The organism is Pseudomonas reidholzensis (assembly GCF_900536025.1).
GTDB lineage: Bacteria > Pseudomonadota > Gammaproteobacteria > Pseudomonadales > Pseudomonadaceae > Aquipseudomonas > Aquipseudomonas reidholzensis.
This window is the reverse complement of record NZ_UNOZ01000017.1, coordinates 137,962-152,279: the sequence shown is the minus strand read 5'-3', so window position 1 is coordinate 152,279 and position 14,318 is coordinate 137,962. Positions and strand designations below refer to the sequence as shown.

The 14,318-nt window shown below is 63.6% G+C and carries 13 protein-coding genes; 5 read left to right on the top strand and 8 right to left on the bottom strand.

Going from position 1 to position 14,318, the window contains the following annotated elements:
* The first annotated feature begins 42 nt into the window (after positions 1 to 42).
* Positions 43 to 2,475: a TonB-dependent receptor gene (locus CCOS865_RS13000; RefSeq protein WP_167469057.1), complete on the top strand. Its 2,433-nt coding sequence runs from the start codon at positions 43 to 45 to the stop codon at positions 2,473 to 2,475.
* Between the two features lie 68 nt (positions 2,476 to 2,543).
* On the top strand, positions 2,544 to 3,479 hold the full coding sequence (locus CCOS865_RS12995; protein ID WP_119141371.1) for a 5'-nucleotidase: 936 nt from the start codon (positions 2,544 to 2,546) through the stop codon (positions 3,477 to 3,479).
* Positions 3,480 to 3,482: 3 nt separating this feature from the next.
* Here CCOS865_RS12995 and CCOS865_RS12990 read toward each other — a convergent pair whose 3' ends face one another.
* From CCOS865_RS12990 to CCOS865_RS12980, 3 genes are all read right to left on the bottom strand, one after another.
* A complete protein-coding gene (locus CCOS865_RS12990; RefSeq protein WP_119141369.1) occupies positions 3,483 to 4,133 on the bottom strand; it encodes a TIGR04211 family SH3 domain-containing protein in 651 nt (216 codons plus the stop codon).
* 270 nt (positions 4,134 to 4,403) lie between these two features.
* Complete coding sequence (gene ppnN, locus CCOS865_RS12985; RefSeq protein ID WP_119141367.1) at positions 4,404 to 5,777, bottom strand: nucleotide 5'-monophosphate nucleosidase PpnN; 1,374 nt, start codon at positions 5,775 to 5,777, stop codon at positions 4,404 to 4,406.
* 114 nt (positions 5,778 to 5,891) lie between these two features.
* Positions 5,892 to 6,953: a YeiH family protein gene (locus CCOS865_RS12980; RefSeq protein WP_119141365.1), complete on the bottom strand. Its 1,062-nt coding sequence runs from the start codon at positions 6,951 to 6,953 to the stop codon at positions 5,892 to 5,894.
* 105 nt (positions 6,954 to 7,058) lie between these two features.
* On the opposite strand from CCOS865_RS12980, the gene CCOS865_RS12975 reads away from it, so the two are divergent.
* Positions 7,059 to 7,949 carry a LysR family transcriptional regulator gene (locus tag CCOS865_RS12975; protein ID WP_119141363.1) on the top strand — a complete coding sequence of 297 codons (891 nt, stop codon included), beginning with the start codon at positions 7,059 to 7,061 and terminating at the stop codon, positions 7,947 to 7,949.
* 664 nt (positions 7,950 to 8,613) lie between these two features.
* Here the strand turns inward: CCOS865_RS12975 and CCOS865_RS12965 are convergent.
* Complete coding sequence (locus tag CCOS865_RS12965; protein ID WP_119141359.1) at positions 8,614 to 9,051, bottom strand: nuclear transport factor 2 family protein; 438 nt, start codon at positions 9,049 to 9,051, stop codon at positions 8,614 to 8,616.
* A 147-nt stretch (positions 9,052 to 9,198) separates the two neighbouring features.
* On the opposite strand from CCOS865_RS12965, the gene CCOS865_RS12960 reads away from it, so the two are divergent.
* Together CCOS865_RS12960 and dksA are read left to right on the top strand one after the other, a co-directional pair.
* Positions 9,199 to 10,536 carry a dihydroorotase gene (locus CCOS865_RS12960; RefSeq protein ID WP_119141357.1) on the top strand — a complete coding sequence of 446 codons (1,338 nt, stop codon included), beginning with the start codon at positions 9,199 to 9,201 and terminating at the stop codon, positions 10,534 to 10,536.
* Positions 10,537 to 10,570: 34 nt separating this feature from the next.
* Positions 10,571 to 10,981, top strand: coding sequence for an RNA polymerase-binding protein DksA (gene dksA / locus CCOS865_RS12955; RefSeq protein WP_119141355.1), 411 nt, complete (start codon positions 10,571 to 10,573; stop codon positions 10,979 to 10,981).
* A gap of 132 nt (positions 10,982 to 11,113) precedes the next feature.
* Here the strand turns inward: dksA and CCOS865_RS12950 are convergent, their stop codons facing one another.
* The 4 genes from CCOS865_RS12950 to CCOS865_RS12935 all read right to left on the bottom strand — a co-directional run bounded on the left by CCOS865_RS12950 (position 11,114) and on the right by CCOS865_RS12935 (position 14,264).
* Positions 11,114 to 11,293: a hypothetical protein gene (locus CCOS865_RS12950; protein WP_119141353.1), complete on the bottom strand. Its 180-nt coding sequence runs from the start codon at positions 11,291 to 11,293 to the stop codon at positions 11,114 to 11,116.
* A 99-nt stretch (positions 11,294 to 11,392) separates the two neighbouring features.
* Positions 11,393 to 12,037 carry a glutathione S-transferase family protein gene (locus tag CCOS865_RS12945; RefSeq protein ID WP_119141351.1) on the bottom strand — a complete coding sequence of 215 codons (645 nt, stop codon included), beginning with the start codon at positions 12,035 to 12,037 and terminating at the stop codon, positions 11,393 to 11,395.
* 69 nt (positions 12,038 to 12,106) lie between these two features.
* On the bottom strand, positions 12,107 to 12,784 hold the full coding sequence (locus CCOS865_RS12940) for a type 1 glutamine amidotransferase domain-containing protein (protein WP_119141349.1): 678 nt from the start codon (positions 12,782 to 12,784) through the stop codon (positions 12,107 to 12,109).
* Positions 12,785 to 12,845: 61 nt separating this feature from the next.
* Positions 12,846 to 14,264: a coniferyl aldehyde dehydrogenase gene (locus CCOS865_RS12935; protein ID WP_119141347.1), complete on the bottom strand. Its 1,419-nt coding sequence runs from the start codon at positions 14,262 to 14,264 to the stop codon at positions 12,846 to 12,848.
* Positions 14,265 to 14,318: the final 54 nt, after the last annotated feature.

The following is a 14,318-nucleotide window of genomic DNA, read 5'->3' as shown; positions in this document are numbered from 1 at the left end:
GTGAAAACCACTTTTTACCCAGTCAGAAAGGATCCCTCCGTCATGCCTGTTGCCAGTCGTCCTCGCGGTGAACGTGCGTTAGCCCTTGCCGTGCGCAGCGCTGTGCTGAGTGTTGCCCTGGTCGCCGCCAGTGCCAACGTCTGTGCGGCTGCGCCGGCCCAGCTGGATGCCGTCGCGGTGCACACCTATGACATCCCGGCAGGGGCTCTGGGCCGTGCCTTGTCCAGTTTTGCCATGCAGTCCGGCATCGCCCTGTCGTTCGAGCCCGCGTTGACCGAAGGCTTGCACAGCCCAGGCCTGTCCGGCAGCTATTCGCCAAGTGAGGGCATCGCCCGGTTGCTGGCTGGGAGCGGGCTCGAGCTGGCAGCGCTCGCTGACGGCACGTTCATGCTGGTGCGCCAGAGCGCTGCCAGTGGCGATGGCCTGACCTTGGCGGCGACCACCATCGACGCCAGCAGCCTGCGCAGCGGTGGCCTGCCGGACGCCTACGCGGGCGGCCAGGTTGCGCGCGGCGGGCGGCTCGGCATGCTCGGCAACCAGGATGTGCGGGACACCCCGTTCAGCGTCACCAGCTACACCGCCAAGACCCTGGCCGACCTGCAGACCGTGACCGTCGCCGATGCCCTCGAACGCGACCCTTCGGTGCGCTCGACCGGCCAGACCGGCGGCATCGTCGACTCGTTTTTCATTCGGGGTTTTCCAGTCGGCGAAGGCAACCTCGGTGAGCTGGCGTTCGACGGCGTGTACGGCGTGGCGCCCAACTACCGGGTGTTCACCGAGTATGCCGAGCGCGTCGAAGTGCTCAAGGGGCCGGGCGCACTGATGTACGGCATCTCACCGAACAGCGGGGTGGGTGGGGTGATCAACATCGTGCCCAAGCGGGCGCTGGCCGAAGACCTCACCCGGCTCACCGCAAGCTACGGCTCCGACACCCAGGTCGGCGGCCATATCGACATCAGCCGTCGTTTTGGTGATGAAAAACAGTGGGGCGTGCGCTTCAACGGCAGCCTCGCACAAGGTGACACCGCCATCGACAACCAGCAGCGCGCCCTGGACATCGGCGCCATCGCGCTGGACTACCAGGGCGAACGGCTGCGCCTGAACCTGGACTTCATCAGCCAGAAAGAACAATGGGACGCCGCCTCGCGACCCTTCACCGTTGCTGCCGGCACCGACGTGCCCTCTGCACCGAAAGGCCGGACCAACCTGCCACAGGACTGGGGCTGGTCGACCACCCGTGAACAGTCGGCGTTGCTCGGGGGTGAGTATGACCTCAACGATTCGCTGACCGTGTTCGCCCACGCCGGTGGCGGCAGGGCCGATGTCGAGCGGTTGTCCGACCAGGTGCCGCGCATTCTCAACGCGGCGGGCGATACCAGTAATATCCCCGGCTACTACAAATTCAACGTCGATCGCTCGACGGCGGATATCGGCCTGCGCGGCCTGTTCGAAACCGGCCCGGTCAACCACACCCTGACCGTGATGGCCACGCGTTACCAGGACGAGTTGTCCAGGGGCATCCGCAACGGCACCGAGGTGTTCTCCAATATCTATCACCCGGTCGATGCACCGCAGCAGTACATCCTGGCGCCGAAGGTGCTGCGGGTGTCCGAAAGTGAGCTGTCGGGAGTTGCGATCACCGACACCCTGGCGGTGCTCGATGACCGGCTGCAGTTGACCCTGGGCCTGCGCCGGCAAATGATCGAGTCGCGCAACTACAACGCCGCCAACGGGGTCAACCCGCGCTATGACGACAGTGCCACGACGCCGGTGGTCGGCGTGGTGGTGAAGCCGTGGGAAAACGTCTCGTTCTACTACAACTACGTCGAAGGCTTGAGCAAAGGCGATGTGGCACCCGCCACGTCGGCCAATCCCGGCGAGGCCTTTGCGCCCTACGAGACTCGGCAGCACGAGCTGGGGGTGAAGTATGAGTACGCCTCGTTCATGACCACCCTGGCGCTGTTCCAGATCGAGAAGCCCAGTGGCGAGCTGGGCGCCGGCAACCTGTTTTCGGTCCAGGCCGAGCAACGCAACCGCGGTGTCGAGCTGAGCCTGTTCGGTGAAGTCGCCCCGGGTACCCGGCTGCTGGGCGGGGTGACGCTGCTCGATGGCAAGCTGACCGATTCGGCGACCGCCGCCAACCGTGGCAACGAGCCGGTCGGCGTGCCGGATGTGCAGGCCAACCTGTGGGCCGAGTGGGACACCCCCTGGGTCGAAGGCGTGACCCTCACCGGCGGCGCGATCTACACCGCCAGCCAGTACATCAACCAGGCCAATACCCAGGCGCTGGACGCCTGGACCCGCTTCGATGTCGGGGCGCGCTACGCCACCCGCATCGACGGCCGCCCGACCACGTTCAGGGCCACGGTGCAGAACGTCTTCGATCGCGAGTATTGGTCGGGCGTGGCCTCGTACGGGGCCATTTCGCCCGGCTACCCGCGGGCATTGCAGCTGTCGGCGACGGTCGATTTCTGAGTCGGGGCAGGGGCAGGCGCGCCGGTCTCAGGTAAGCTGGCCGGCAGAGCGCTCAGAAGGAACCCCCCATGCCCTACGAAATAGACGATCGCCTGGTGATCGGCGTGGCCTCAAGCGCGGTGTTCGACCTCAGCGAGTCCGACGCGGTGTTCCGCCGCGAAGGCGAGGCGCAGTACCGCACCTACCAGCAACAGCACCTGCACGTGCCGCTGCCACGCGGCATGGCCTACCCATTCATCAAGCGCCTGCTGGCGCTCAATGACCTGTGTGACGACCCCGAAGACCCGCTGGTGGAGGTGGTGCTGCTGTCGCAGAACGACCCCGACACTGGCCTGCGAGTGATGAAGACCATCGAGCACTACGGGCTCAACATGACCCGGGCGATCTTCATGCAGGGCCGCTCGCCCTACGAATACATCCCGGCGCTGAACATCGCGCTGTTTCTCTCCGCCGACAAGCAACACGTCGATGCGGCGATCAAGGCCGGCTACCCGGCCGGCCAGGTGCTCGACTCGCAGTTCGACGATGACGAGCGCGACGACGGCCTGCGCATTGCCTTCGACTTCGATGGCGTGCTGGCGGGGGATGAGTCGGAGGCGGTGATGCAGCGTGATGGCCTGGTCGGTTTCCATGCCCACGAGGTGACCAACGTCACCCAGCCGCACAACCCTGGGCCGCTGAAGGAGTTTTTCGTGCGGATCGCGCGGATCCAGGCGGCCGAAGAGCAGTACAAGCTCGCGCACCCCGGCTACGAGAACCGCCTGCGGGTGTCGATCGTCACCGCCCGCAATGCGCCGTCGCACGAGCGCGCGCTGAACACCCTGAAGAGCTGGGGGGTGATGGCCAACGATGCGTTCTTCCTCGGTGGCATCGAGAAGCGTCGGGTGCTGTCGGTGCTCAAGCCGCACAGCTTCTTCGACGACCAGTCAGGCCACCTGACCAGCACGCGCACCGTGGTGCCCTCGGTGCACGTGCCGTTTGGCGTCACCAACCAGCCGGTCTGAGCCTCAGAACCAGCGGTCGTTGCGCTTGCGGCCGCGGGTCAGCGCCGGCAGGATCAGCCCCAGCAGCAGGCCCGCGCCGGCGATGCTGCCGCCGTAGACCATGTAGCGCATCATCACCTGCTTGTTCTCGTCACCCAGGCGCGCCTGGGTGTCGCGCAGGTTCGACTGGGCCTGGTCGAGCTGTTCGTTGAGGTCCTTGTTGCGGGCCTGCACCTCGTCGATCAGCGCCTTGCGTGAGTCGAGGGTCTCTTGCATGCCCTGCACGCGGGTCTTCCAGCTGTCGTCGATGGTCTTCAACTGTTCGGACAGCTGCGCCACTTCACTGTCCAGCTGCGGCAGGCGCTCGGCCTGGCCGGGGACGGCCTGCAGGTCGCTGGTGAGGATCCACACCAGGTCGCCGCTCTGGCCGCGCACCTGGCTGTAGTCGCCCTGAGTGGCGACCAGGGCGACTTTTTGCCCGGCCTTGATGCTGCCGACGATACGGTGACCGTTGGTCGGGCCACTGCGCACATAGGTGCTCAGGCTGTCGCTGACCCAGCGTGCGTCATTGGCGGGTTCTTCGGCATGCACCGGGGCGGCGAGGGCGATCAGGGCGGCGATCAGGCTGCCACGCAGGGCAGTCAGGGCGGGCTGGTTCGGGCGGGAGTCAGGCATGAGGGTCTTCGCTGAAACTGGACAAAATTAGGCCCGGTGGCTGGGCCGATGTACCGGTCGGTGAGTTGACCGTCAGCGAAAGACCGTTTTTTTGTAGGCAGGTTCACCGATCAGTGTGGGAAATGTCTGCAGAGTGTTGCTGAATTGTTCACGAGCCACCGAAGCAATCGCGGGGCAAGGCCGCTCCCACGCACCTCATTCCTTGCTGCGGAATATGAGCGTGGGAGCGGGCTTGCCCCGCGATGGGCCGCAAAGCGGCCCCAGCAGCTATCAGGTCACAACCTGGTAGCACGGCACATACGCCGCCCCACCTGGCAACTTCATCCGGTGCTGATCGACAAACGCCTGCAGCAGCCGCCCCAGCGGATCGAGCACGGCGCTGTCGCCGCGAATCTGATACGGCCCGTGCTCCTCGATCAGGCGGATGCCATTGTCCTTGACGTTGCCCGCGACGATGCCCGAGAACGCCCGGCGCAAATTGGCCGCCAGCTCATGCGCCGGCAAATCGCGACGCAGGGCAAGATTGGCCATGTTCTCGTGGGTCGGGTCGAACGGGCGCTGGAAGCTTTCTTCGATCTTCAGCAGCCAGTTGAAGTGGAACGCGTCATTGCGCTCACGGCGGAACTGCTTGACCGCCTTGAGCCCCTCGACCATCTGCCGGGAGACTTCGGCCGGGTCGTCGATGATGATCTGGTAGTGACGCTGGGCTTCGTCACCCAAGGTCGCGCCGACAAACGCATGCAACTGCTGCAGGTACGCCTCGGCGCTGCGTGGGCCGGTCAGCACCACCGGGAAGGGCAGGCCCTGGTTGTCCGGGTGCATGAGGATGCCCAGCAGGTACAGGAACTCCTCGGCCGTACCGGCGCCGCCGGGGAAGATGATGATGCCGTGGCCGACCCGCACGAAGGCTTCGAGGCGCTTCTCGATGTCGGGCAGGATCACCAGCTCGTTGACGATCGGGTTCGGCGCCTCGGCGGCGATGATCCCAGGCTCGGTCAGGCCCAGGTAGCGGCTGCCGTGCATGCGCTGCTTGGCGTGGGCGATGGTGGCGCCCTTCATCGGCCCCTTCATCACGCCCGGGCCGCAACCGGTGCAGACATCCAGCTTGCGCAGGCCGAGCTCGTGGCCGACCTTTTTGGTGTACTGGTATTCCTCGGTGCTGATCGAGTGACCGCCCCAGCACACGACCATCTTCGGCTCCACGCCTGGGCGCAGGGTGCGCGCGTTGCGCAGCAGGTGGAAGACGTAGTCGGTGATGCCCTGGGAGCTTTCCAGGTCGATGCGCTGGCTGGCCAGTTCGCTTTCGGTGTAGACGATGTCGCGCAGGGCGCTGAAGAGCATCTCGCGGGTGCTGGCGATCATCTCGCCATCGACGAAGGCATCGGCCGGCGCATTCAGCAGCTCCAGGCGCACGCCGCGGTCTTGCTGGTGAATACGCACCTCGAAGTCCTTGTAGGCTTCGAGGATGGTCTTGGCGTTGTCGACGTGCGCGCCGGTATTGAGGATGGCCAGGGCGCATTGGCGGAACAGGGTGTAGAGGCTGCCGGTACCGACTTCGCTCAGTTGCTGGACTTCACGTTGCGACAGCGTTTCAAGGCTGCCTTTGGGGCTGACGGATGCATTGATTACATTGCGTTGGGGCATCTAAGTCTTTCCTGTGCATGTAAAACTCCTACTTGGATAACACCATACCGAGAAATACGCGCCGCAACGAGAGGGCGGGGAAAAAAGGTCGGCCAGAAAAAACCGCCCGGCGCCTCAGGCCAACAACCGCTGTACGCCAAGGGTGATGGCCAGGCCGCCGAACACCAGCCACAGGTTGAGGATCGCCCCGGTGGCCAGCGCCCGTGGGCCGGCCTGGCGGATCTGGCTGAAGCGGGTCTCCATGCCCAGCGCCGTCATGGCCATGGTCAGGGCAAAGGTGTCGAGCTGGTTGACGCCGCTGACCACGCTGGCCGGCAGCACCTGCAGCGAATTGACCACTACCAGTGCGACAAAGCCGAAGGCGAACCATGGCACGGCGATCTTGCCCTTGCCGGGCGCCAGGCCGGGCTGGCGCGCGCGGCTGATCCACAGCCCCACCACCAGCAGCACCGGCACCAGCAGCATGACCCGGGTCATCTTGACGATGGTCGCGACATGCGTTGCTTCGCTGCTGACATTGCTCGCCGCGCCGACCACCTGGGCCACTTCATGCAGGGTGCCGCCGAAAAACAGGCCGACGCCGAGGGTATCCAGCGGCACCCAGCCGGTGTTCACCAGCAGCGGGTAGAGCAGCATCGACAGGGTGCCGAACAGCACCACGCTGCCCACCGCCATGGCGCTCTTGTGCGGCTGCGAGCGCAGTGCCGACTCGAACGCCAGCACTGCGGCGGCGCCACAGATGGCGCTGCCGGCGGCGGTCAGCAGGGCCGTGTCGCGGTCCAGCTTGAACAGCCGCATGCCCACCCAGAGGCCGATCAGCAAGGTGCTCGAGACGACCGCCAGAGACACCGTCAGGCCGGCCCAGCCGACCTCGGCGATCTCCTGCAGGCTGACCCGCAGGCCGAACAGCGCCACGGCGATGCGCAGCAGGCCGCGCGCAGAGAAGTTGATGCCCGCCGCCCAGCTTTCCGGTACACCCTGGCGCAGGCCATTGGTGTACAGCGCGCCGGCGACGATGCCGACGATCAGCGGGCTGATGCCCAGGTTGGCAAAGGCGGGCAGGGCGGCCAGCTGGGTGACCGCGACGGCGAACAGGGCGACGAACAAGATGCCATTGAGCCGCCCGCGGGTGTCGCGGGTAGGTGCAAGGCTAGGGGTGGCTGGGACCGTGGCCATGGTGTGTCCTCCAGTACGTGATGCCCCTAGGTTATTCCGGTTATAAGCTTATAAAAAATCGTCATATATGATGCAAAGTATCCGCTGTGCTGATACTTTGGATTCATGACCCCGGAACAGCTGATAACCTTCGCCACCGTTGCCGAGCACGGCAACATCAGCCATGCGGCACTTGCCCTGCATCTGTCGCAGCCGGCCGTGTCTGGCCAGCTCAAGCTGCTGCAGGAAGAATTCGGCGAGCCCCTCTACCAGCGCGCCGGCCGCGGCGTGCGCCTGACGGCGGCGGGCGAGCAGTTGCTTGGCCACGCCGAGCGCCTGCGCGAGACCTTTCGCCAGGCCCAGGCATTGCGCGATGCGCTGCGCGGCCTCGAGCGCGGCACCTTGCGCATCGGCGCCAGCACCACGCCGGCCAGTTACCTGCTGCCCTACCTGATCGCCGACTTTCGCCAGCGGTACCCCGAGGTGCTGGTCACCACGGCCAACGGTAACAGTGCCGAGATCGTCGCCGCGCTCGGCTCGCTCGATATCGCCCTGATCGAAGGTCCGCCTGGCCAGGCCTTGCCGCTGGGCACCAGCGTCACGCCTTGGCGTGAGGACGAGATCGTCGCCATCGCGCCGAGCGAGCACCCGCTTGCCGAGGCTGGCGACGATCAGACCTTGCAGGCCCTGGGGGCGTATCCGTTGGTGCTGCGCGAGGGCGGTTCTGGGGTGCGTCAACTGGTCGAGCGGGCGTTTGCCCGCAGCGGTGTGGCGATGCGCGTGGGGTTGGAGATTGCGGGCGTGGAGGGGGTCAAGGAGGCAGTGCGCGCGGGGATGGGCGTGGGCTTTGTTTCGGCGATGTCGATCCGCCATGAGGACGGTGCGCTGCGGCGCTTGCGTATTGCGCCTGAGCCGCTGACACGGCGGTTCTCGATCCTGATGCCGCACGCTGCGACGCCTTCGCGGGTGGCGGCGCGGTTTCTGCAGCTGTGTGTCGAATCGGCTGTGGCGGGGTGAGCACAAAAAAGTTCTTCACTGATTATTGGGATAGTTGCCGGTGGGGGCGGTGTCGATTGTTGAGCTGATCCGGTTGATGTGGTGGCACTTATGGCCCCTTCCGCCCTTACGGCGGGTCACTTTTTTTCTTGGAAAAAAGTAACCAAAAACCGCTTGCTCCTACATCCGGCCCTTCGCTGCGCTGCGGGTTCCCTCACTCCGGTCTTGCTCCCGCGAGGACCGGGCTGTACGGGCCTTCCTGGCCCGCAGCCCTTGCCGGCCTTCCTGGCCGTCACCTCGCTCCGCAAGACCTCCGTTCGGCCTCCTGAAGTCGCGGTAGATCAAGATCACGAGCCAGATCAAGATCAAGTGCCAGATCAAGGGCCAGGGCAACGGCTGGCGAATCGCTGCGCTCTCGCGGGTTTATAAGGGCGGTACAGCGCGGCAGCGCCAGAATTTGCATTGACCTTCCGGCCATCGCGGGCAAGCCCGCTCCTACAGGTCGGCGCGGTCTTTGTAGGAGCGGGCTTGCCCGCGATGAGGCCCGAATATCCACCGCCCATGCCACTGTCGAAGATAACGCCAACCCAGGCGCCGCCCCTAACTTGGCGACCTCAGAAGCAAGACCGGAGTGAGGGAACCCGCGGCGCAGCGGAGGGCCTTATGTGGGAGCCCAGGCCGGCGCCTATGTTTCAAGGGATGAATGGTGCCCCGTGATCATCCAGCGACCCTCGATCGCCTCGAAGGTGAACAGGAATCGCGCCGGCACCACTTTTCGCTGTGCCTGTTCCCGGTACACGAAGGTATAAAGCCCGCCCACCACCACGGTGCCCAGCTTGCGGCTGACGCGCTTCTTGAACACCTGGATGTCACAGACCAAGCCCTCGTTGGCGAGAAAATTCTCGAAGTAACTGCGCCGGCTGTCATCACAGTCGCGTACCTGATTGGAGAGGGTCGGCACCAGGATCGCGTCGGCCGCGTACAAGCTCAGCACCTTGTCGACGTCTCGCGTTGCGACCGTGCTCGCCCATTGATGAAGCGCTGCCTTCGCGCCTGCCAGACATGCAATTTCTGCATCCGCATAGGCCTGATCCTGTGCCAGAAGCTCTGTTCGATCGTGCATGAGTTCCCTTGTGTCTTGAGCGTGAAGGAAGGGTGATTCTTTGCGTTATGTAAGTGTTATAACATAACATTAGGCATTCGAGGCGACAGCGCCTTGGCATTCCTTCAAGTGGAGAACCCGGGTGATGATTGCAGGGCAGGGGGCGGCATGACGCGTGTACTGATCAGAAACGCTCGGTTGGTGAATGAGGGCGTGACGCTCGAGCGTGACGTGTTGGTGGCTCACGGACGCATCGAAAAGATAGCAGGCAGCCTCGAGGGCCACTTCGCCGAGGTCCAGATCGACGCTCAAGGCCAGTGGTTACTGCCAGGGATGATCGATGACCAGGTGCACTTCAGGGAGCCTGGCGCGCCGCATAAAGGCAGTATCTACACGGAGTCACGGGCTGCAGTGGCCGGTGGCATCACCAGCTTCATGGACATGCCCAACACCCAGCCCGCGACATTGTCGCTGGAGGCCTTGGCTGACAAGAAGCAGCGTGCGTCGCGAAGCTCGGTCGCCAATTACGGTTTTCACTTTGGCGTGAGCAACGACAACCTCGAAGTCGTCGCTGCGCTCGATCCGCGCGACGTGGCGGGCGTCAAAGTGTTCATGGGCGCGTCCACGGGTGACATGTTGGTGGACGACCCGCGCGTCCTCGAGACGCTGTTCGCCTGTGTGCCGACCGTGTTGCTGGCGCACTGTGAGCACACACCCTCGATCCTCGAAAACGAGGCCAGCGTCCGCGCCCGGTTCGGCGCAGCGCTCAAGCCGTCCATGCACCCGATCATCCGCGACGCTGACGCCTGCTATCGCTCATCGTCCTTGGCCGTCGCGCTCGCCAAGCAGTTTGGCACCCGCCTGCATGTGCTGCATCTGACCACCGCGCGCGAGCTTGCCTTGTTTGAGCCAGGGCCGCTTTCGGGCAAGCGCATCACAGCGGAGGTGTGCGCGCATCACCTGTTGTTCGATGACCGTGATTACGCCCGGCTAGGGAATCTGATCAAGTGCAATCCCGCCATCAAGTCCCAGGCCGATCGCGATGCGCTGCGCCAGGCGTTGCTGTGTGATCGGCTTGACGTGATCGGCACCGACCATGCGCCGCATACCTTCGAAGAGAAGGCCAAGCCCTACCCGCAGGCGCCCGCAGGCCTGCCTCTGGTGCAGCACGCGCTGCCTGCGCTGATGGAGCTTGTCGCGCAGGGGGTGATGCCGATTACCCACCTGGTGCAGAAGACCAGCCACGCGGTGGCCGACCTGTTTGCCATCAACGACCGCGGCTACGTGAGAGAGGGGTACTGGGCAGACCTGACCCTTATCGAGCGTCTGCCCTACAGCCGACCCGTCAGCGTCGATCCGCTGTTGTCGCACTGCAACTGGACACCCTTTCACGGCCAGAGCTTTCGACACCGGGTTGTCACCACCGTGGTCTCTGGCCAGATCGCCTGGCACAACGGCCGGGTGTTCAATGACTGCCAAGGGTTGCCGTTGGCGTTCAGTCGCTGACGGCGTGCAGGGGAGCATTAACAGGAGGTCAGGTATGACTGAAGATGAATTGTTGCAACAGCCGCCCGAAGCGTACATGAACGATCAGCAGCAGGCGTATTTCCGCAGCCTGCTTCACGCGCAGCGGCAGGCGCTGCAGGCGCGGATTTCCGAGGAGTTCGAGCAACTGAAGCATCATGAACTCAACTCGGATCCCGCCGACATCGGCAGCGCCGAGGAGCAACGGCTGTGGCAGTTACGGCTGCTGGAGCGGGAAAAGAAGTTGCTGGACAAGATTGATGAAGCGTTGGAGCGATTGGCCAAGGGGGCTTATGGGTGGTGTGACGAGACGGGGGAGCCTATCGGATTGCGTCGCTTGCTGTTACGGCCCACGGCCTCGTTGTCGGTGGAGGCGAAGGAACGGCAGGAGAGGAAGGAGCGGCATTTGCGCGAGGGGCAGGGCTGACGGGTAGACAGTGATGGACCTGCGGACAAAAGAAAGCCCGCCGAGGCGGGCTAAGGAGTTTCTATCACACGTAGGGATAGCTAATACTGCCCTACCGGGCGTGAAAATTAAGTGAAAGCATCCGCCACCGCATCAGGGCTGAGTTTTTTCTCGCTGCATGCGCTGGTAGCGCGTCACGGCGAACTGCACGGCGACTGCCACGAGGCAAAGCACGCCGATTCTCCAGCTGCCTTCCAGCCCGAAGTGCTCGGCGACTTTGCCCGCGATGATCACGCTAAGGAAGATGGCGACAGGTAGGATCAATTTATTCATTGGGGCTTCCAGCAGCTAACGACAATAGACGTGAGTGGGGTGCAGGTTGCAGCCCATCGATCAGAAGGAAGCGCCATCCTACAGGGAACGCCATGCGGGTTATACGGCTTGACCCTCTCCCGGCACTGCCTGCTCCAATTTCAACGCCCTGTTCCAGCTGTCCAGTGTGGTAAGGCGCTGGAGGTAGGCGGTCAGGTGCGGATACTGCGGCCCTGCGCCGAGCTGCTCGACGACGGTGATGGCGACGAACGCCAGCATGAAGTCGGCGCCGGACAGCTTGTCGCCCACGATGAAGCGCTTACCCGCGAGCACGCTGTCGAGAAAGCCCAAGACCTTGTCGAATTCGGCCTGGGTGTAGCCCTCGAGGAACGCCAGTCGAGTGCCTGCATTCGCTTCGAACTGCGTGAAGACCTTGAGCAGGATCGGCACCATCGCGGAGCTTTCGGCAAAGTGAATCCATTGCAGGTACTGAATGTACTCGGGGGAGCTGAACGCTGGCTCCAGGTCGGACGAGAACCTGCGGATCAGGTATTCGACGATGGCACCCGACTCCACCATGACCTGACCGTCAAACTCGATCACCGGTGATTTACCCAGCGGGTGGATGTGCTTCAGGGTGTCCGGTGCAAGGCGGGTGACGGGGTCGCGCTGGTAGCGAACCAGCTCGTACGGCACCCCCATTTCTTCCAGCAGCCAAAGGATACGCAGCGAACGAGATGCGTTGAGGTGGTGAAGTGTGATCATGGACGGCCTCTGTAGGATGTACTTGTGTCGCCGTGCCTGAGCCCTTGCGCGCCCAGGCAGGCGCAGACGTTATTTCAGTCGGGCGACCAGTGCCTTCGCCACACCTTCAGAGCTCGCCGGGTTCTGACCGGTGATCAGGTTGCCGTCCTCGATAACGAAGGGCGCCCAGTCAGGGCCTTTTTCATAGTGGCCACCCAGCTGCTGGAACTCATCCTCGATCAGGAATGGCACCACATCGGTCAATTCCACGGCGGCTTCCTCACCGTTGGTAAAGCCCGTCACTCGACGGCCCTTGATCAGCGGTGCGCCGTCTGCAGCTTTGACATGGCGCAGCGCGCCAGGGGCGTGGCACACGAAGCCGATGGGCTTGCCGGCGCGGTCGAAGGACTCGACCAGCGCGATGGACGTCCTCGACTCGGCCAGATCCCACAGCGGGCCGTGGCCACCGGGATAGAACACAGTGTCGAAGTCTTTTTCACTGAGGGTGTCGAGCTTGACGGTATTCGCCAACGCCTTCTGCGCCGCGGCGTCGGCGTTGAACCGGTGGGTCATCTCGGTTTGGAAATCGGGCAGTTCGCTCTTCGGATCAAGCGGTGGCTGGCCACCTGCCGGCGACGCCAAGACAACCTCGGCTCCCGCGTCTTTGAAGACGTAGTAGGGCGCGGCGAACTCTTCGAGCCAGAAGCCTGTCTTCAAGCCAGTCTCGCCCAGTTGGTCGTGCGACGTCAGTACCATCAAAACTTTCATTTCATATCCCTCGATTCTGCTGTTTGGCCGTCGGCGACAGGGTCAGCCACGGGCGTTGTCATCAGCCATTGAAAAAGGCGTGGAGCGCTTGTGCTTTATCCGCATAGGGTGCCCGCAAGCGCAGGTTAGATGCGCCATCCTCACTCTGTACGACCACCGGTTTGGCATGGGTAAAGCGCCGAAAACCGTGAATGCCATGGTATGCCCCCATCCCGGACGCACCGACACCGCCAAACGGCAAGGTGTCGATGGACGCATGCGTCATGACATCGTTGATCACCAGGCCGCCAGACGTGGTTTGGCGCATGAATTGCTGTTGGCGGTCGGCGTCATTACCAAAGTAATACGCGGCCAGCGGGCGTGGGTTCGCATTGATGTAGTCGATCGCCTCACCGGCGCTGCGGTAGGTTTTCACGGGGAGCAGCGGCCCGAAGATTTCTTCCTGCATGATCGCCATCTCATCGGTCACATCCAGCAGGAGATGGGGTGCGATTTTGCGGGCGTCTCGCTCAAACGCCGGCTCGCCCGCCGGTGCCAGATTGATCAGCGTAGCGCCTTTCTGTTCTGCGTCCGCCAACAGCCCGAGCAGACGCTCGAAATGACGTTCATTGATGATCGACGTGTATTCCGGGTTAGACATAAGGCTCGGGAAGCTATCGGCGATGAACTGCTTGCTGAACATCACCAGCTGATCCTGTTGCGCCTCAGCCACCATCAGGTAGTCCGGCGACAGGCAGATCTGTCCGGCATTAAAGGTTTTTATGGTGAAGGTGCGCTCGACCGCCGTGCGCAGATCAAAACCTTCAGCCACGACCACCGGAGATTTCCCGCCCAATTCGAGCGTGACCGGCACCAGGTTCTCCGCTGCGGCGCGCATGACGTGACGACCGACGCTGGTGCTGCCCGTGAACACCAGATGATCGAAGGGCAGTGCGCTAAAGGCAGCGCCGACGCCCGCATCACCCAAAATCACAGTGAGCTCCAAGGGGTCGAAATAGCCAGCGATGAGTTCAGCCAGCAGCTCAGAGGTTTTAGGGGTCAGCTCCGAGGGTTTGAGCATGGCCGTATTGCCAGCGGCAAACACCCCGGCCAGAGGGCCGAAGGCCAGGTTGATCGGGAAATTCCACGGGCTGATGATTCCGACTACGCCTAGCGGCTGTTGCTCGATCCAGGCCTGCATGCCTGGGCCGGGGCTTTCCACCGCTTCAGGCTTCATCCACTGCGCTACCTGCGCCGCAGAATCTTCAAGCATCTTCACCGTGGTCGCCATGTCGGCAAGCATCGACTGGTAGACACTGCGGTTGCCGAAATCGGCGCTGATGGCGGCGCTGATAGCCGTGTGGTTTTCCCGGATCAGCTTGGCCGCGCGAAGGAGCCTGTCCTGTCTCAGCGCGGCGTCAGCAGGGGCGGCGGCCCGGTGCGCACGCTTGAGGGTGCGCAAGATGGCCTGTAAGTCCTCAGCGTTGGGCTGGTAGTTCATGTCCTTTCCTCGGCCTGTTGCAAGGGTGAGTGCAGGCTACGGCTGCGTTCACAT